Source organism: Cobetia sp. SIMBA_158 (genome assembly GCF_046566945.1).
In the GTDB taxonomy this organism is placed as follows: domain Bacteria; phylum Pseudomonadota; class Gammaproteobacteria; order Pseudomonadales; family Halomonadaceae; genus Cobetia; species Cobetia amphilecti.
In genome coordinates, this window is sequence record NZ_JAWJYL010000004.1 from 12783 (window position 1) to 30228 (window position 17446).

Here is a 17446-nt window from a genome sequence, read left to right on the forward strand (position 1 = left end):
ACGTCAGTCTTTTGCCTCGCTCGCTTGCGTCTGCTGCTGACTGACAGGAGACACCTCAACGACGGAGTTCATATCATTATCGGCACGCTTTGCCGCTTCCACCATGATTTCATCGTTTATATGGGCAAAAAGCTGTTCGGGCTCAAGTTCTCGCGCATGGGCCAGTGGTGCGATGCCATAAGCCGACAGGTCCTTGATGCGGGTGCGCCCGACGCGCAGCAGCTCAACGGCGCGTGACAGCGCCGACTGATCGGCACGGAAACGGATGCGATGGCGGGTCAGCTGCTCGGCCAGCATGGCGTCATCGGCGACGCGCAGCCAGCGGGCGGCGACCTGACTGCGCAGCTCGTCCAGTGCCAGCATGCGCTGGGCGCGCTGGTCACTGTCATAGCCGAACCAGGCCAGGATCTCATGATCATGACGCTGGCAGCCGCGACAGACGCTATCGCCGACCGTAGTGGAGCAGACACCTACGCAAGGGGAAAGAATACGGCTCATGTTGCCCTCGGGGGAGGCGGAAAGTGTGATTCGGGGTAACCCCATCATACCGTGCGTACCTGAGAGCCGACAGCATCGCGCCGTCGGTGCCCAAAGGGCCTCGCCTCAGCACCGCGCTGGGCGTCATCAGCGCGTCATCAGGGTTGCCGCATAGTGTTTGCTCAGCGTGATTTCCTGACAATCAGATGAAATATCAGAATGTTATGCCGCAATAGGCGACCAAAGTCTCAGCCCCCGCCACTGGGCGCTCCTTAACATTGTCGACAAAGTTGAGTAGACTCGCATTCGCCCCGTAGCGCCTGATTCGCTCGCAATAAGACGCTTGAATTACCCGCAAGAAGCCTCGAGGTGCCCCGCCCTGCGTCTTCAAGACGACTGGCCCGCGCATTTCGACACGATTACAGATGAGGGTCTCCCACGTGCTTGAAGCCTACCGTCAACAGGTTGAAGAACGCGCCCAGCAGGGCATCCCGGCAAAGCCGCTGACTGCCGAGCAGACCGCAGAGCTGGTCGAACTGCTCAAGAATCCGCAGGCCGGTGAAGAAGAGTTCATCCTCGATCTGTTCACCAATCGCATTCCCCCGGGCGTTGATGAAGCCGCTTACGTCAAGGCTGGCTTCCTGACCGCCATCGTACGTGGCGAAGCCGCTTCTCCGCTGATCGACAAGACACATGCCGTCAAGCTGCTCGGCACCATGCAGGGCGGCTACAACATCGCCACGCTGGTCGAGCTGCTGGACGACGAAAGCCTGGCCAAGGAAGCCGGCGAACAGCTCAAGCACACCCTGCTGATGTTCGACGCCTTCCACGATGTCGCTGACCGCGCCAAGGCCGGCAACGCCGTCGCCCAGGCCGTGCTGCAATCCTGGGCCGATGCCGAATGGTTCCTGTCCAAGCCGGCGCTGGCCGAGAAGATCTCGCTGGCCGTCTTCAAGGTGCCGGGCGAGACCAACACCGATGACCTGTCTCCGGCGCCTGACGCCTGGTCACGTCCGGACATCCCGCTGCACGCCAACGCGATGCTCAAGAACCCGCGTGAAGGCATCAACCCGCAGGAAGATGGCGTCGTCGGCCCGCTGGCCCAGATCGAGGAAGTGAAGGCCAAGGGCTTCCCGGTTGCCTACGTCGGTGACGTGGTCGGCACCGGCTCCTCACGCAAGTCCGCCACCAACTCCGTGCTGTGGTTCTTCGGCGACGACATCCCGTTCGTGCCCAACAAGCGTGCCGGCGGTTTCTGCATCGGCAACAAGATCGCACCGATCTTCTTCAACACCATGGAAGATGCCGGCGCCCTGCCCATCGAGATGGACGTCGAGAAGATGGCCATGGGCGATGTCATCGACATCTACCCGTACGAAGGCAAGGTCTGCCGTCACGACACCGACGAAGTCATCTCCACCTTCTCCCTCAAGACTCAGGTCCTGCTGGACGAAGTGCGTGCTGGCGGCCGTATCCCGCTGATCATCGGTCGCGGTCTGACCGACAAGGCGCGTACCGAGCTGGGTCTGGAGGCGTCTGACGTCTTCCGCCTGCCGGAACAGCCGAAGGACACCGGCAAGGGCTTCACCCTCGCACAGAAGATGGTCGGCAAGGCCTGCAACCTGGAAGGCGTGCGTCCGGGCATGTACTGCGAGCCGAAGATGACCACCGTCGGCTCCCAGGACACCACTGGCCCGATGACCCGCGACGAGCTGAAGGATCTGGCATGTCTGGGCTTCCAGGCCGACCTGGTGATGCAGTCCTTCTGCCACACCGCTGCCTACCCGAAGCCGGTCGACGTCGAGACTCACCACACCCTGCCCGACTTCATCATGAACCGCGGCGGCGTCTCCCTGCGTCCGGGCGACGGCATCATCCACTCGTGGCTGAACCGCATGCTGCTGCCGGACACCGTCGGCACCGGTGGTGATTCCCACACCCGCTTCCCGATGGGCATCTCCTTCCCGGCGGGTTCTGGCCTGGTGGCCTTCGCCGCCGCCACTGGCGTGATGCCGCTGGACATGCCGGAATCCATCCTGGTGCGCTTCAAGGGCGAACGTCGTCCGGGCATCACCCTGCGTGACCTGGTCCACGCCATCCCGCTGTACGCCATCAAGCAGGGCCTGCTGACCGTCGACAAGGCCAACAAGAAGAACGCCTTCTCTGGCCGCATTCTCGAAATCGAAGGTCTGGAAGATCTGACGGCTGAACAGGCATTCGAGCTGTCCGACGCCTCTGCCGAGCGTTCCGCCGCCGGTTGTACCATCACGCTGTCCGACGAGAGCGTGACCGAGTACCTGAAGTCCAACATCACCCTGCTCAAGTGGATGATCGCCAACGGTTACGGCGATGCCCGTACCATCGAGCGTCGTATTGCGGGCATGGAAGAGTGGCTGGCCAACCCGAGCCAGATGCGTGCCGACAAGGACGCCGAATACGCCGAGATCATCGAGATCGACCTCGCAGAGATCGACCAGCCGGTACTGTGCGCGCCGAACGACCCGGACGATGCCCGTCTGCTGTCCGACGTCGCCGGTCAGAAGATCGACGAAGTCTTCATCGGCTCGTGCATGACCAACATCGGTCACTTCCGCGCCGCAGGCAAGCTGCTCGAGAAGCAGCCGGCCGGTAGCCTGAAGACCAAGCTGTGGCTGGCACCGCCGACCAAGATGGACCAGCACCAGCTGACCGAGGAAGGCTACTACGGCATCTACGGCCGTGCCGGCGCGCGCATGGAAATGCCGGGCTGCTCACTGTGCATGGGTAACCAGGCACGTGTGGCTGCCAAGTCCACCGTGGTGTCCACCTCCACGCGCAACTTCCCGAACCGTCTGGGTGACGGCGCCAACGTCTTCCTGGCGTCTGCCGAGCTTGCCGCCATCGCGGCCGTGGTCGGTCGTCTGCCGACCGTCGAGGAATATCAGGGCTACATGGGCGAATTCGATGCCATGGCGGGCGAGATCTATCGCTACCTGAACTTCCATGAGATCGAAGAGTTCCAGAACGCCGCTTCCAACGTGATTCCGGTCACCCAGGAAGCCTGATCAGGCGGAGAGTCATGCGCCACTGCATGACTCTCCTCTGACATCAGCATTGGCGTCATGCCAACTGGCGTCATGCCAGACAATGAAACGGGCCGCCCCTCAAGGGACGGCCCGTTTTTTCATGCCTGCGACAAGCTCAGTAGGCGCAAGCGCACTGCCTCAGAACTTGTAGCCGACCGAGGCGGTGAAGGCATCCACCTGATAATCGCTGTCGAAGTCATAGCGCTCGTACTCGGCACGGATCAGGAACGGGTCCAGATTGACCTGTGCACCGGCACCATAGACCGGATCAAAGCCGTCGTTGTCCTTCAGATCGACACTGGAATTGCCCAGATTGCCATCGACATCGGTTTCCCACTTGGCCATCCCCGCCTTGGCGAACAGCGAGAAGTATTGACCGATGGGCAGGATACCCACCACGTTGACACCGTAGGCCTTGGACTCGAGATCGGTATTGCTGAAGTCATTGCCCTTGAGCTGGACAGTCCCCAAGTCGGTGTAGAAGGCCTCAGTGGCGAAGTACGGATTATACTGATAGCCCACGAAGGCCTTGTAGACGTTGTCATCATCATCCACATCGAAGTCATCGCTGCCGGATTCGATGAAGTCACCGGCCTCATCGGAATCATCATTCTCCAGACTGGAGAAGCCGGTACCGGCACCGATGTAGAGCCCTTCGCTGGCATTGCCAGCCGCCTGAGCATGACCACTGAGCGCCAGAGCGAGAGCGGCGAAGGAAACGGTAGCCAACGGGGCGGCCAGAAGACGTGACTTGCTCATGTATTGCTCCTTGATCCAATGGGCGGCACAGGCAGCTGCCGGCCAGGTACTGACGGCAAGACCGCGCCTGTCATGGGTTGCAGGAGCATCGTGGTAGATATAGAACAGTGTTTCAAGAGTGGCGTTTTGACTACTTGTGACGTCGCAAGCCGGCAACATTGCCTGCCGCTGCCCTTTTGCACCCCTCTCGGCCAATCACCAGCTCGGCTGACTACCAGCCCGGCTGATCACCTAAACGTCTAGCCACCAGTCCGCTTGCCCACCAGCCAGCCTGTCGAGCCACTGGCGTCACTTTGCCGCCAGGCCTTGGTAGAGATGCAAAGCCCTGGCGTATCGGGCATTCTCGGGGTTGTGGCATTGCAGCAATCAAAGCGCTCCGTCCCTCAAGCGGCCTGCCTCGGCCGCCCAGCACAAGGAATCCGACATGACGCATCCCATCTCCACCCCCGACCTCTGCGATGAGTTCCCCGACGTGCAGGTGCTCGAGCCACTGTTCATCAACTACGGCGGCGTCGAGTCCTTCGGCGGCGAAGTCGTGACCATCAAGTGCTTCGAGGACAACTCGCTGGTCAAGGAAGCCGTCGCGGAGCCCGGCGCAGGCCGCGTCCTGGTCGTCGATGCCGGCGGCTCGATGCGCTGCGCCATGCTGGGCGACATGCTCGCCGAGCAGGCCGCCAAGAGTGGCTGGGCCGGCGTGATCATGTATGGCTGCATCCGCGATGTGGATGAGATCCACGCCACCAATCTCGGCGTGCAGGCACTGGGCTGCTACCCGCGCCCCAGCATCAAGCGCGGCGAAGGCCAGCGCGATATCCCGGTCACCTTCGCCGGCGTCACCATCGTGCCGGGCGACTATCTCTACGCCGACAACAATGGCGTCATCACCGCCAAGGAAGCACTGATCCGTACCCAGCCGACTCCCTGAGTCGCCGTCTCGCGCCGCGGTGCGAGCCGCAATGAAAACGCCCCCGCAACCAGGCAGGTTGCGGGGGCGTTTCGCGTTCAAAATCGCGGACTCAGCGAGTGCTGGCAGGCTCAGCGGTCTGTGAGCCGGCTTGAGCACCGGCCTGAGAGGCCGCAGCCGCATCATCGGCACGCGCGAAGCGGTCCACCACGGCGGCGCAGGCAGCGTCACCGGTGATGTTGAGCGCGGTGCGCGTCATGTCGAAGATACGATCCAGCGCGAACAGCAGCGGCAGGCCTTCGATGGGAATACCGGCAGCCAGCAGCACGGCGACCACCAGGAACGACGGCCCCGGCACACCGGCCTGACCGATGGCACCCAGAGTCGCGGTGAACACGATGGCGGCGTAGGCGGAGAAGCCGAGGTCGACATTGAAGACCTGGGCGAAGAACATCGCCACCAGCCCGTAATAGATGGCATTGCCGCTCATGTTGATGGTCGCGCCCAGCGGCAGCACGAAGGCAGAGGTGGCGTTCTTGAGGCCCAGCTCCTTCTCGCAGACTTCCATGTTGACCGGCAGGGTCGCCATGGAGGACGCCGTGGACAGAGCGACGGCCTGCGGCTTCTTCATCGCGGACATGAAGCGACCCAGCGGCACGTCAGAGCCGAACTTGACCACCAGCGGGTAGAACACGAAGCCGTAGATGAGGATGGCGCCCATGTAGACGAGGAACAGCTTCATCACCAGCGTCAGTACATCGAAGCCGAAGGTGCCGACGGCGTCCGCCATCAGGCCGAAGACGCCGATCGGCGCGATCAGCATCACCACGTTGATCATCCACACGAAGGCTTCGATGACGGTGTTGAGACCTTCGATCAGCGGCTTGCCACGCTCACCGGTCTTGGACAGGCCAATGCCGAGGAACAGACAGAACACCAGAATCTGCAGGATATTGGCATCGGTGAGTGCACCGAAGATATTGGTCGGCACCATGCCCAGAATGGTGTCCATCACGCCCGGCACGCTGCCCTTGTCAGCGTAGGCATTGGAGAACATGCCCTTGGCGCTTTCCAGGTCCACTCCACTGCCCGGCTGGAAGACATGCCCCATCACCAGCGCCAGCATCACGGCCACGGCAGAGGTCAGCATGAAGAAGGCGAAGGTGGAGATACCGATCTTGCCGGCAGAAGGGCTGTCGCCCAGATTGGCGGCTCCCGACACGATGGAGACCGCGATCAGCGGCACGACCAGCATCTTGATCAGGTGAATGAACAGCTCACCCAGTGGCGCGAACATCGAGGCGTCTTCGCCCATGTACGCCCCGACACCTGCACCCAGGATCATGGCGATGACTACCTGGACGCCGATGTTTTTCCATAAAGACTGTTTCACGTTACGACTACCTTGGATTGTGTCTGAAAGGTCGGTTGTTGCGTGCCACCGCAGTGCTGGCTACCGGTGAGGCCTGCCGTCATAGTCACCATGAACTCATAGTCACCATGGATTCATTGCCACCATGGATATTGTGGTCAGCGGGGTGGCTGGGATTATAAATGACTGCCTTTTTTACATAAGGTAGAAAGATAATCATTTAGTCGCGCAATCGAGATCATTTTGTTGCCATTTGTTACTAACTGACGTCTTTGTGCTGCTTCCCCCCCCCCATTGGTCTAATACCTGAACTGACCAATCATTCAGGTTTCAGGCACGCAACGAAAAGCGCCCACCGCACATTGAGTGCGATGGGCGCCCTGGGTGACAACGACCGTCTGCGCCTCAGCGCGTCAGGTCACCATCCTGGGAAGCCTGGGTTACACCAGCTCCTTGTCCGCCAGCATGAACCAGGTTTCCAGCACGGAATCCGGGTTGAGGGAGACGCTGTCGATGCCCTCCTCCATCAGCCACTTGGCCAGCTCCGGATGGTCCGACGGGCCCTGACCACAGATGCCGACGTACTTGCCCTGCGCCTTGCAGGCACGGATCGCCATCGACATCAGCTGCTTGACCGCCGGATTACGCTCATCGAAGAGGTGAGCGACGATGCCGGAGTCACGATCCAGCCCCAGGGTCAGCTGGGTCAGGTCGTTGGACCCGATGGAGAAGCCATCGAAGTGCTCGAGGAACTGATCCGCCAGCAGCGCGTTGGTCGGCAGCTCGCACATCATGATGACGCGCAGGCCGTTCTCGCCACGTACCAGACCATTCTCGCCCAGCAGCTTGATGACCTGCTCCGCCTCGCCGGTGGTGCGCACGAAGGGCACCATGATCTCGACGTTGGTCAGCCCCATCTCGTCACGCACGCGCTTGAGGGCACGGCATTCCAGATCGAAGCAGTCGCGGAAGGTATCTGACACGTAGCGCGAGGCGCCACGGAAGCCCAGCATCGGGTTCTCTTCGCCCGGCTCGTACATCTTGCCGCCGATCAGGTTCTCGTACTCGTTGGACTTGAAGTCCGACATGCGCACGATGACCTTCTGCGGATGGAAGGCGGCCGCCAGGGTCGAGATACCCTCGACCAGCTTGTCGACGTAGAAGTCGACCGGGCTTGCGTAGCCGGCGGTGCGCGCATCGATGGTCTGCTGCAGATCGATGGGCAGGGTGGCGTAGTCGAGCAGCGCCTTGGGGTGCACGCCGATCATGCGGTTGATGATGAACTCGAGGCGCGCCAGGCCCACACCGGCATTCGGCAGACGCGAGAAGCTGAAGGCGCGGTCCGGGTTGCCGACGTTCATCATGATCTTGAACGGAATCTCCGGCATCTCATTGACGCTGGTGACGGTGCGATCGAAGTTGAGGATACCGTCATAGACGTGGCCGGTATCGCCTTCGGCGCAGGAGACCGTCACTTCGCGGCCTTCGGCGAGCACCGAGGTCGCGTCGCCACAGCCGACCACGGCCGGAATGCCCAGCTCACGCGCGATGATCGCCGCGTGGCAGGTACGTCCGCCACGGTTGGTGACGATGGCGGAGGCGCGCTTCATGACCGGCTCCCAGTCCGGATCGGTCATGTCGGTGACCAGCACGTCGCCGACCTGCACCTTGTCCATCTGTTCCGGGTTGTCGATCACGCGCACCGCGCCCTGGCCGATACGCTGGCCGATGGCACGTCCGGTGACCAGAGTGCGACCCTTCTCGCGCAGCTGGAAGCGCTCGAGGTTGCCGCCCTCTTCCTGGCTGACGACCGTTTCCGGACGCGCCTGGACGATATAGAGCTTGCCGTCGTCGCCATCACGCGCCCATTCGATATCCATCGGACGCTGGTAGTGCTTCTCGATGATCATGGCCTGGCGCGCCAGGGCCTCGACATCGGCATCGCTGATGCAGAAACGGTGACGGTCCGGCACCGGCACGTCTACGGTCTCGACGGAGCGACCCGCACTGGTGTCGTCGGTGTAGACCATCTTGATCAGCTTGGAGCCCAGATTGCGGCGCAGTACCGCCGGGCGGCCGGCGGCCAGCGTGGTCTTGTGGACGTAGAACTCGTCAGGATTGACCGCGCCCTGCACCACGGTCTCGCCCAGGCCCCAGGAGCCGGTGACGAAGACGGCATCGCGGTAGCCGGATTCGGTGTCCAGGGTGAACATCACGCCGGAAGCGGCCGTCTCGGAGCGCACCATCTTCTGTACGCCGGCAGACAGCGCGACCAGTGAGTGATCGAAGCCCTTGTGCACGCGGTAGGAAATGGCGCGGTCGTTGAACAGTGACGCGAACACCTCGTGAACCGCACGCTTGATGTTGTCGAAGCCTTCGATGTTGAGGAAGGTTTCCTGCTGACCGGCGAAGGAGGCGTCGGGCAGGTCTTCCGCGGTAGCGGAGGAGCGCACGGCGACCTTCAGGTTCGGGTGCCGGGCCTGAAGCTCGGCATAGGCACGTTCCATCTCGGCTTCGAAGGCCGGCGGCAGCGGCGTGTCGATGATCCACTGACGAATCTCGGCACCGACGCGCGCCAGTTCGACCACGTCGTCCACATCGAGGGCATCGAGGGCGGCATTGATACGCTTGTCGAGGCCTTCGTGGGCCAGGAATTCGCGATAGGCATAGGAGGTAGTCGCAAAGCCGCCGGGCACGGTGACACCGGCATCGGCCAGATTGGAGATCATCTCACCGAGCGAGGCGTTCTTGCCGCCAACGCGATCAACATCGTTCATGCCGAGCTGATCGAAATCGACGACGTATTCGGATGTGGCTTGCTGTGACAAGGGAACCCCCTGGTACCAATGGATGGAAACGAATGACCGATGGAGGACGATGAACCGCCTTCCGTTCAGCAATGACGCCACCCTAACAAGCTCTCTCTAGTATTAGCCATTGGTCTAACCGGCTAGTCAGTGGAGGAGGACTACAACCCTGAGCCTGTTTCAGACGTTCTGTCGCCATCGTCGGCGAACATGTCGACAAGCCAGAAACGGCCGCTACAGGAATGTAGTCATGCGGCGCTTTTGTAGAGAACGGGAACACGGGATTTCTCATATCGCGCCACTGGCCCTGTGCCGGATATTGCAAGCTCGACAGTGAACACCGACACTTGGGGTCTTCACGGGGCAACAGCCTGAGCGGGCTGGTGTCTTCGATTCGTTCTTCACGAGTGCCCGTCATGACCCGAACCGCCTTCTTCATTTCCGATGGCACCGGCATCACCGCCGAGACGCTGGGACGCAGTCTGCTCGCCCAGTTCGAGAATACCGACATCCGCATGGTGACCAAGCCCTACATCGATTCGGCCGAAAAGGCGACGGCACTGGTCAAGGCCATCGAGAGCGCGCATGCCAATGACGGCGAGCGCCCGATCATCATCGACACCATCGTCGACCAGAACATCCGCGACATCATCTCCGAATCCTCCGGCTTCAAGGTCGACATCTTCTCGACCTTCCTCAAGCCGCTGGAAGAGGAACTGGACACCCACTCGTCCTACAGCGTCGGCAAGACCCATTCCATCGGGCAGGACGACGTCTACATGAATCGCATCGACTCGGTGCATTTCGCCCTCGACAACGATGATGGCGCGCGCACGCATCAATACGACAAGGCCGACGTCATCCTCATCGGCGTCTCACGCTGCGGCAAGACGCCGACCTCGCTGTATCTGGCGCTGCAGTTCGGTATCCGCGCGGCCAACTACCCGCTGACCGAGGATGATCTGGACGAGTCCGGCACCCTGAAGATGCCCGCCTCACTGGCGCAATATCGTCACAAGCTGTTCGGGCTGACCATCGACCCGCGCCGTCTGGCGGCCATTCGTACCGAGCGTCGCCCCAACAGCCGCTACTGCTCGATCGATCAGTGTCTGCAGGAAGTCGAGCAGACCGAGGCGCTCTTCCGCCGCTCCAAGGTGCCCTACATCGATACCACGCGTTTCTCGATCGAAGAGATCTCGACGCGCATGATCGCCGAGACCGGCCTGGCACGCCGCTTCTCACCGCGCTGATCCCGACGCCAGATCATCACAAGTCGAACACAACAACACACGTCGACCACGTCTAGACACATCGACCACAACAACAGCGCTACTCACCCAGGAAATCCTCCCATGTTCAACACCAACCACTACTTCGACGGCCAGGTGGCCTCCATCGCCTTCCAGAGCGCAGACCTTCCTGCCACGGTCGGCGTGATGGCCATCGGCGAATTCGTGTTCGCCACCAGCCAACGCGAATACATGACCCTGATCAGCGGCGACATGCAGGTACTGCTACCGGGCGCGGAAGAGTGGTATCAGCTCGCCGCCGGTGAAAGCTTCATCGTCGAAGCCAACCAGAGCTTCGAGGTTCGCACTACGGTCGAATCCGCCTATCTGTGCAAGTACGAAGACGCTTAAGGCACTGGAAAACAGCCGCCTAAGGCACTGGGAATAAACCGCCTAAGGCACTGGGCAACAGCCGCCCAAGGCGCTGAAAGCCAGACATGAAAAAGCCGCCGTACCCTCTCGGGTCACGGCGGCTTTTTTTCGTCACGACGACTGTCTCTCGCTACCAGGCTCAGGCGCGCTGCCTGAGGACCGAGCGCAGTGCCAGATAACTGATGCCGCCCATCAACAGGTAACTTGTCGCTACCCCGGCAAAGATGCCGATCACGCCATACAGGGCGCCGCCCAGCCAGGCCAGCGGCACCAGCAAGGCGAACAGACGCACCAGCGAGAGCATCATCGCGCGGCGCGGCTTGTGCAGCGCATTGAGGCTGGAATTGGCGAGAATGATCACGCCCTGGGCCCCGAGGGCGGCGGGAATCAGCCACAGATAGGTGCTGACCAGTCCCGCGACCTCCTGACTCTCGGCGAAGCGCGCCGCGATCCACTCGCCGCCCAGCCCGAGCCCCAACCAGACCACCAGCTGCCAGACGAGAATGAAGCCGAGTATGCCGTGGATGGCTCGCCATACCCGCCGGTGCTGCCCGGCACCATCGTTCTGGCTGATGAAGGGTGACAGCGTCATCGAGAGTGCCAGCACCAGAATCAGCGCCAGTGACTCGATGCGTGAACCGATGCCATAGGCCGCGACGGCGGCATGACCATGCTGACTGACGGTCCGCGTGACCAGCGCCGTGGCGATCGGCGTCATCACGCTGGTCATGGCCGCAGGCAAACCGATGGCCCCCACTTCTCGCCATGAGGTGATCAGACGTGTCAGCGACAGCTGATGCAGATCCAGCCGCGCGCGCAACAATGGCAATGCCAGCAAGCCCAGCGTCATCGCCAACCACGACAGCACCGTGGCCAGCGCCGCCCCCGCCACGCCCATGCCCTGCCAGTCTCCGATGCCGAAGATCAGCAGCGGGTCGAGCAGCGCATTGAGCCCCCCTGCCGCCGCCATCACCAGCGAGGGCACCAGGGTATTGCCCTCGGCGCGCAGCACGCTGCCCAGCACGCGTGGCAGCAACACGAAGGGCGCCCCGAAGTACCACACCTGCATGTAGTCCTGGATGTGCGGCATCAGGGTGTCATCGGCCCCCAGCAGCCCGAACAGCGGCCCGATGCTGACAAGCCCCGCCACGATCATCACGACGCCCAGCAGCAGCCCCAGCAGACTGGCATCCGTGGCCCGCGCCTTGACCGTCTCGAACTCGCCACGCCCGAGCCTGCGCCCCACCACGGCGGTGGTGCCGATGGACAGACCGATGGCGATGCTGATGACGGCAAAGGTCACCGGAAAGGTGAAGGTGACCGCCGCCAGCTCCGCGGTGCCCAGCTGGGCGATGAACCAGGCATCCACCAGGTTGAACAGCATCATGGTGACGATGCCGCCGATCACCGGCCCCGTCATGCGCGCCAGCGTCGAGGCGATCGGGTCGCGCACCAGATCGCGCGTGCCACGCCGAGACGAGGCACGTCTGGGGGTGGCAGGGGTATCAGGGTCAGACATACAGGCTCCGGACAGAAAACGACCCCGACCGGCGAGGCGCCAGCGGGGTCGAACAGTGTAAAGCATCAGCGTGTCAGGTGAGGGGCAACGCTGGATCGCGCCGAGCCTCCCCGCGCTGCGTCAGTTGCCCTGCATGAAGGGCGAGACGACCTCTCCGCCCGCCTCACGCCAGGCCGCGAAGCCGCCACCCAGATGGGCCACCGGCCCGAACCCCATGTCCTTGAGCGACTTGGTGGCCAACGCCGAGCGCAGCCCGCCGGCACAGAACAGCACATAGCGGCCCTCGCGCGCGAAGTCGGCACGGTGATAGGGCGAGGCCGGGTCGACCCAGAACTCCAGCATGCCGCGCGGCGCATGGATGGCGCCGGGGATGCGCCCTTCGCGCTCCAGCTCACGCACATCGCGGATGTCCACCAGCGTCAGCGGCGTGCCGCCGGCGCGGGCCTCTTCCAGCGCCTCGCGCAGCTCGCGGGGCGACAGGGTCTCGATCTCCGTCTCGGCGGCGGCCACCAGCTCACTGACCGGTCGAATCATGGGGTGCTCCTTGCAGATGATGTTGTCCTCGGGGTGCATGCCAGCGGCTGACGGCGTGACAGCTCACGCATCCGCCTCGCCACAGCGATAGAAGCGCTGGATGCTCGAGAAATCGAGACGGCCTGCGCCCTGGGCGGCATGCTGGACGAACAGATTACGCGCCTGGGAGCCCATTGGCACCGCCGATTTCGAGCCCAGCGCCATCTCCCAGGCAAGGCCAAGATCCTTGGTCATCAGATCGACCAGGAAACCACCCTGATAATCATTGGAGGCCGGCGCGGCTTCCATCACGCCAGGCCAGGGATTGTAGACGTTGAGTGCCCAGTTGCCGCCGGATGACTGCTTCATCACCTCCGAGAGCACGGCCGGGTCCAGCCCGTTCTTGACCCCCAGCGCCAGCGCCTCGGCGGTGCCGCTCATCAGGATGCCCAGCAGCATGTTGTTGCAGATCTTGGCGACCTGGCCGCTGCCGGCCGGGCCGGCATGGAACAGATTCTTGCCCATCACTTCCAGCAGCGGCACGGCACGCGCATAGCCGTCGGCCTCGCCGCCGACGATGAAACTCAGCGTACCGGCACGCGCGCCACCGACCCCGCCGGACACCGGGGCATCCATGAAGGTGATGCCACGCTCGGCGGCGTGGCGCGCGACCAGGCGGGCGTCATCCGGCGCGATGGTCGAGGCGTCGATCACCAGCACCGAGGCATCGAGCGTGGCCAGGAGGCCACCCGCACCGTCTTCCTTGTCACCCAGATAGAGCTTTCGCACGTGCTGGCCAGCCGGCAGCATGCTGATCAACACCTCGACACCCTCGGCGACCTCTCCGGGAGATGCCGCACGGGTGGCGCCCGCCTCGACCAGCTCGTTCATGGCCGACTCGACCAGATCGAAGACCCTTACCGCATGGCCAGCCTTGACCAGATTGAGCGCCATGGGACCGCCCATGTTGCCGAGTCCGATGAAACCGATGGATGTCATGGCAATGCTTCCTTGTGAACAGATTCTTGTTGTCATTGGCGTCCGGCGGCATGGCCGCGCCTGCCGCCTGAACTGAAAAGTGCGCTCAGAGGTCCATCAGCGGATGCTCATCCTCTTCCCACAGCGGCGCGAAGAAGCCGTCGATGTATTCCTCGGAGACCTGGGCGATCGAGGCATAGGCCCACTGCGGTTGTTTGTCCTTGTCGATCAGCAGGGCGCGCACCCCTTCGGCAAGCTCGGTGCCCATGCAGCAGCGCACCGACAGGGTCAGCTCGTCGCGGAAGGCCTCCGCCAGCGAGGAATGGCGATGGCGCCCCAGCATGCGAAATACCAGATGCGGTGAACTGGGGCAGCCGGCCAGCAGGCGCTCGCGGTTGGCGTTCAGCCATGCATTGCAGTCACTGCGCGCCTGGGGGTCATCGATGATTCGCTGGCAGGCCTGCTGCACTTCACGCCCGGCGACCAGCTGCTGAAGATGATCGAAGAGCGGCAGCACCTGCCCCGGCGGCGCCAGTTCACGACGCTCGAACTCGCTCAGCACCTGGCTCAGATGACGCGACGGGTGACGGCCGAATTCTCCCTCGCACAGCGCCTGCTTGAGCGCCTCGCGCTGCTCATCGGGAATCAGGCGTGTCGCAAGCCCCAGATCCAGCGCATCGCGGGCATTCAGCTGCGCGCCGGTCGCGCCGAGATATTCTCCGATGCCACGCGGCAGGCGATTGAGCAGCCAGCTGGCACCAACATCCGGGTACAGACCGATGCTGACTTCCGGCATCGCCAGTCGCGAACTCTCGGTGACCACACGCTCACAGCCGCCGGCGAACAGCCCCATGCCGCCGCCCATCACGATGCCGCCACCCCACACCAGCAGCGGCTTGGGGAAGGTATGCAGGCGGTGATCGAGCCGGTATTCGGCGGTGAAGTAGCGGGTGGCGAAGAAATCATCCAGCGCCTCGAGGGGGTCTGCGCCTTCGTTGGCAGGCGCCGTGGTCATCGCCTGATAGAGCGCCACGATATCGCCACCGGCACACAGCGCACGCTCGCCGGCGCCTTCCAGCCACACCATGGCGATGCTGCTGTCCAGCTCCCAGGCATCCAGCTGTGCCTCGATGCGCTCGATCATGGCCAGCGACAGCGCATTCAGCGATCGAGGCGCGTTCAGGCGCACGATTCCCAGCTGCTTGCCGTCGCGGGCGCGACGCGTCTCGAACACCACGGGTGCCTCGACATCGGTCGCGGCCTTGGCGGTGACACCTTCTATCTGGCTCATGAGCGCCCTCCTCCCTTCACCTCTTCCTGACGCGAGACCCACTGCGGGGCGCGCTTCTCGAGAAAGGCACTCACGCCTTCCTTCTGGTTGGGGTCATCGAACAGCTCGACGAACAGCTCGCGCTCCATGCGCAGGCCATCGCTCATGCCGCGATGGCGCGACGACATGATCAACGCCTTGCAGCGTGCCACTGCACTCGGGCTCTGGTTGGCGACGCTCTCGGCAATCGCCAGCGCTCGCTCGAAGCTCTGGCCGGTCTCGACCACCTCTTCGGCCAGCCCGATGCGACCGGCGGTCTCGGCATCCACCTGTTCACCACACAGGATCATGCGCTTGGCCCAGCCTTCGCCGACCAGCCACGGCAGGTGCTGGGTGCCGCCCGCACACGGCAACAGCCCCACCTTGGCCTCCGGCAGCGCCAGCCTGGCCTGCCGCTCGACGATGCGCATGTCACAGGCCAGCGCGCACTCGAGCCCGCCGCCCATCGCGTAGCCATTGACGGCGGCGATCGTCACGCCCGGGAAGTTGGCCAGCCGCTCGAAGGCCAGCCCGAAGCGACGCGCCATGGTGGCGGCGACGCCCTTGTCACCATCGGCGAAGGTCTTGAGATCAGCGCCGGCGGAGAAGAACTTGTCGCCCTCACCGGTGATCACCACCGCACTCACGCTGCCATCGCCCTCCAGCTCGTCGAGCAGCTGCTCCAGCTCGATCAAGGACGCTTCCGTCCAGGTGTTGGCCGGCGGGTTGTTGATGGTGACCCGGGCGATATGACGATCCTTCTCGAGAACGAGGCATGGCCCTTGACTGGATGACATCATGTAACTCCCTGAAAGATGGTAACCAATGACGAATTGAAGTGGAGGCGGCGTTACGCCAGCGACTCGATCATGCCCGGCGTCAGAAGACGACGCGCGATGATCAGACGCATGATCTCGTTGGTGCCTTCCAGAATCTGGTGCACACGGGTGTCACGCACCAGTCGCTCCAACGGGTACTCGCGGATATAACCGTAGCCGCCATGCAGCTGGAGTGCCTGATTGCAGACCTCGAAGCCCATGTCGGTGGCGAAGCGCTTGGCCATCGCACAGTGGGCGCTGGCCTCGGCGTCGCCCTCATCGAGCTTGAAGGCCGCAAGCCGCACCAGGGTGCGCGCCGCGGTCAGTTCGGTGGCCATGTCGGCCAGCTTGAACTGCAGGGCCTGGAACTGGGCCAGTTCGCGCCCGAACTGCTTGCGCTCGCCGAGATAATCCCGCGACAGCTCCAACGCCTTCTGGGCCGCGCCCAGTGAGCAGGTGGCGATGTTGATGCGACCGCCATCCAGCGCCTTCATCGCGAAGCGGAAGCCCTCGCCCTCCTCGCCCAGACGATTGGCCGCCGCAACCCGCACGCGATCGAAGCTCACCAGCCGGGTCGGCTGGCTGTTCCAGCCCATCTTGTCTTCCTTCTTGCCATAGCTGATGCCCTCGGCGTCAGCCGGCACCACGAAGGCCGAGATACCCGCCGCGCCGCTGTCCGGCTCGCCGGTACGCGCCATCACCACCAGCACGTCCGTGGCGCCGGCACCGGAGATGAACATCTTGGAGCCACTCAGATAGTAGTCATCGCCCTCACGCTCGGCACGGGTGCGCAGGCTGGCGGCATCACTGCCGCTGCCCGGCTCAGTCAGGCAGTAGGAACCGAGCTTGTCGCCCGCCACCATCGCCGGCACCCAATGCTCACGGCAGCTGTCCGTGGCGAAACTGGCGATCATCCAGCCCACCATGTTGTGGATGGTGATGTAGGCGGTGGTCGAGATGCAGCCGGTCGCCAGCTGCTCGAGAATGATGGAGCTGTCGAGACGTGGCAGGCCAAGGCCGCCGTGCTCCTCGGGGACGTAAAGTCCCATGAAGCCGGCCTCGCCTGCCTTGCGAAGTGTCTCGATGGGGAAGTGGGCCGTGGCGTCCCACTCGGCGGCATGCGGGGCAAGCTCGGCATCTGCGAAGGCACGCGCCCCCTCCTGGAGGGCACGCTGGTCATCGGTCAGCGAAAAGTTCATGCAGCTGCCTCCTGTTGTCCTTGTTCTGTCGGCCCGGGGCTATCGCCCGGGCCTGTCAAAGCGGC

At 63.2% G+C, this 17446-nt stretch carries 14 protein-coding genes; 4 read left to right on the forward strand and 10 right to left on the reverse strand.

Annotation, left to right across the window (positions count from 1 at the left end):
- Positions 1-3 precede the first annotated feature (3 nt).
- A complete protein-coding gene (locus R2R70_RS07820; RefSeq protein ID WP_410977743.1) occupies positions 4-498 on the reverse strand; it encodes a DUF1289 domain-containing protein in 495 nt (164 codons plus the stop codon).
- Positions 499-917: 419 nt separating this feature from the next.
- On the opposite strand from R2R70_RS07820, the gene acnB reads away from it, so the two are divergent.
- Entirely contained in the window at positions 918-3521 is a 2604-nt protein-coding gene (acnB, locus tag R2R70_RS07825; RefSeq protein ID WP_043331313.1) for a bifunctional aconitate hydratase 2/2-methylisocitrate dehydratase, read from the forward strand.
- A gap of 159 nt (positions 3522-3680) precedes the next feature.
- On the opposite strand, the gene R2R70_RS07830 is transcribed toward acnB, so the two are convergent.
- Positions 3681-4301: a porin family protein gene (locus tag R2R70_RS07830; RefSeq protein WP_107336268.1), complete on the reverse strand. Its 621-nt coding sequence runs from the start codon at positions 4299-4301 to the stop codon at positions 3681-3683.
- Positions 4302-4725: 424 nt separating this feature from the next.
- Here R2R70_RS07830 and rraA point away from each other — a divergent pair, with 424 nt between their 5' ends.
- On the forward strand, positions 4726-5226 hold the full coding sequence (rraA, locus tag R2R70_RS07835; RefSeq protein ID WP_043331314.1) for a ribonuclease E activity regulator RraA: 501 nt from the start codon (positions 4726-4728) through the stop codon (positions 5224-5226).
- Positions 5227-5317: 91 nt separating this feature from the next.
- Here rraA and R2R70_RS07840 read toward each other — a convergent pair whose 3' ends face one another.
- A complete protein-coding gene (locus tag R2R70_RS07840; RefSeq protein ID WP_199852301.1) occupies positions 5318-6598 on the reverse strand; it encodes a cation:dicarboxylate symporter family transporter in 1281 nt (426 codons plus the stop codon).
- A 419-nt stretch (positions 6599-7017) separates the two neighbouring features.
- The gene (gene ppsA, locus R2R70_RS07845; protein WP_043331316.1) at positions 7018-9405 is read right to left on the reverse strand and encodes a phosphoenolpyruvate synthase; all 2388 of its coding nucleotides are present in this window, start codon (positions 9403-9405) and stop codon (positions 7018-7020) included.
- Between the two features lie 395 nt (positions 9406-9800).
- Here ppsA and R2R70_RS07850 point away from each other — a divergent pair, with 395 nt between their 5' ends.
- Together R2R70_RS07850 and R2R70_RS07855 are read left to right on the forward strand one after the other, a co-directional pair.
- Entirely contained in the window at positions 9801-10634 is an 834-nt protein-coding gene (locus R2R70_RS07850) for a pyruvate, water dikinase regulatory protein (protein WP_043331317.1), read from the forward strand.
- 102 nt (positions 10635-10736) lie between these two features.
- Positions 10737-11024 carry a pyrimidine/purine nucleoside phosphorylase gene (locus R2R70_RS07855; protein ID WP_043331318.1) on the forward strand — a complete coding sequence of 96 codons (288 nt, stop codon included), beginning with the start codon at positions 10737-10739 and terminating at the stop codon, positions 11022-11024.
- A gap of 160 nt (positions 11025-11184) precedes the next feature.
- Here R2R70_RS07855 and R2R70_RS07860 read toward each other — a convergent pair whose 3' ends face one another.
- The 6 genes from R2R70_RS07860 to R2R70_RS07885 form a co-directional block, all read right to left on the reverse strand.
- Positions 11185-12564 (reverse strand): MATE family efflux transporter, encoded by a 1380-nt coding sequence (locus tag R2R70_RS07860; RefSeq protein WP_410977744.1) that lies wholly within the window; start codon positions 12562-12564, stop codon positions 11185-11187.
- 120 nt (positions 12565-12684) lie between these two features.
- Positions 12685-13098: a rhodanese-like domain-containing protein gene (locus R2R70_RS07865; protein ID WP_107336265.1), complete on the reverse strand. Its 414-nt coding sequence runs from the start codon at positions 13096-13098 to the stop codon at positions 12685-12687.
- 63 nt (positions 13099-13161) lie between these two features.
- Positions 13162-14076 (reverse strand): 3-hydroxyisobutyrate dehydrogenase, encoded by a 915-nt coding sequence (mmsB, locus tag R2R70_RS07870; protein WP_107336264.1) that lies wholly within the window; start codon positions 14074-14076, stop codon positions 13162-13164.
- A gap of 85 nt (positions 14077-14161) precedes the next feature.
- On the reverse strand, positions 14162-15346 hold the full coding sequence (locus tag R2R70_RS07875; RefSeq protein ID WP_410977745.1) for an enoyl-CoA hydratase/isomerase family protein: 1185 nt from the start codon (positions 15344-15346) through the stop codon (positions 14162-14164).
- On the reverse strand, positions 15343-16161 hold the full coding sequence (locus tag R2R70_RS07880; protein ID WP_054555504.1) for an enoyl-CoA hydratase: 819 nt from the start codon (positions 16159-16161) through the stop codon (positions 15343-15345). Before R2R70_RS07880 ends, R2R70_RS07875 begins: the two co-directional genes overlap by 4 nt.
- A 53-nt stretch (positions 16162-16214) precedes the next feature.
- Complete coding sequence (locus tag R2R70_RS07885) at positions 16215-17381, reverse strand: acyl-CoA dehydrogenase family protein (protein WP_216059944.1); 1167 nt, start codon at positions 17379-17381, stop codon at positions 16215-16217.
- Positions 17382-17446 lie beyond the last annotated feature (65 nt).

Excerpts from the sequence above, each read along its gene's own strand:
- R2R70_RS07865 (WP_107336265.1), bottom strand. The coding sequence starts at position 13,098 with ATGATTCGACCGGTCAGTGAGCTGGTGGCCGCCGCCGAGACGGAGATC.
- R2R70_RS07855 (WP_043331318.1), top strand. The coding sequence starts at position 10,737 with ATGTTCAACACCAACCACTACTTCGACGGCCAGGTGGCCTCCATCGCC.
- mmsB (WP_107336264.1), bottom strand. The coding sequence starts at position 14,076 with ATGACATCCATCGGTTTCATCGGACTCGGCAACATGGGCGGTCCCATG.
- R2R70_RS07880 (WP_054555504.1), bottom strand. The coding sequence starts at position 16,161 with ATGTCATCCAGTCAAGGGCCATGCCTCGTTCTCGAGAAGGATCGTCAT.
- R2R70_RS07885 (WP_216059944.1), bottom strand. The coding sequence starts at position 17,381 with ATGAACTTTTCGCTGACCGATGACCAGCGTGCCCTCCAGGAGGGGGCG.
- R2R70_RS07860 (WP_410977744.1), bottom strand. The coding sequence starts at position 12,564 with ATGTCTGACCCTGATACCCCTGCCACCCCCAGACGTGCCTCGTCTCGG.
- R2R70_RS07875 (WP_410977745.1), bottom strand. The coding sequence starts at position 15,346 with ATGAGCCAGATAGAAGGTGTCACCGCCAAGGCCGCGACCGATGTCGAG.
- R2R70_RS07830 (WP_107336268.1), bottom strand. The coding sequence starts at position 4,301 with ATGAGCAAGTCACGTCTTCTGGCCGCCCCGTTGGCTACCGTTTCCTTC.
- R2R70_RS07820 (WP_410977743.1), bottom strand. The coding sequence starts at position 498 with ATGAGCCGTATTCTTTCCCCTTGCGTAGGTGTCTGCTCCACTACGGTC.
- rraA (WP_043331314.1), top strand. The coding sequence starts at position 4,726 with ATGACGCATCCCATCTCCACCCCCGACCTCTGCGATGAGTTCCCCGAC.
- R2R70_RS07850 (WP_043331317.1), top strand. The coding sequence starts at position 9,801 with ATGACCCGAACCGCCTTCTTCATTTCCGATGGCACCGGCATCACCGCC.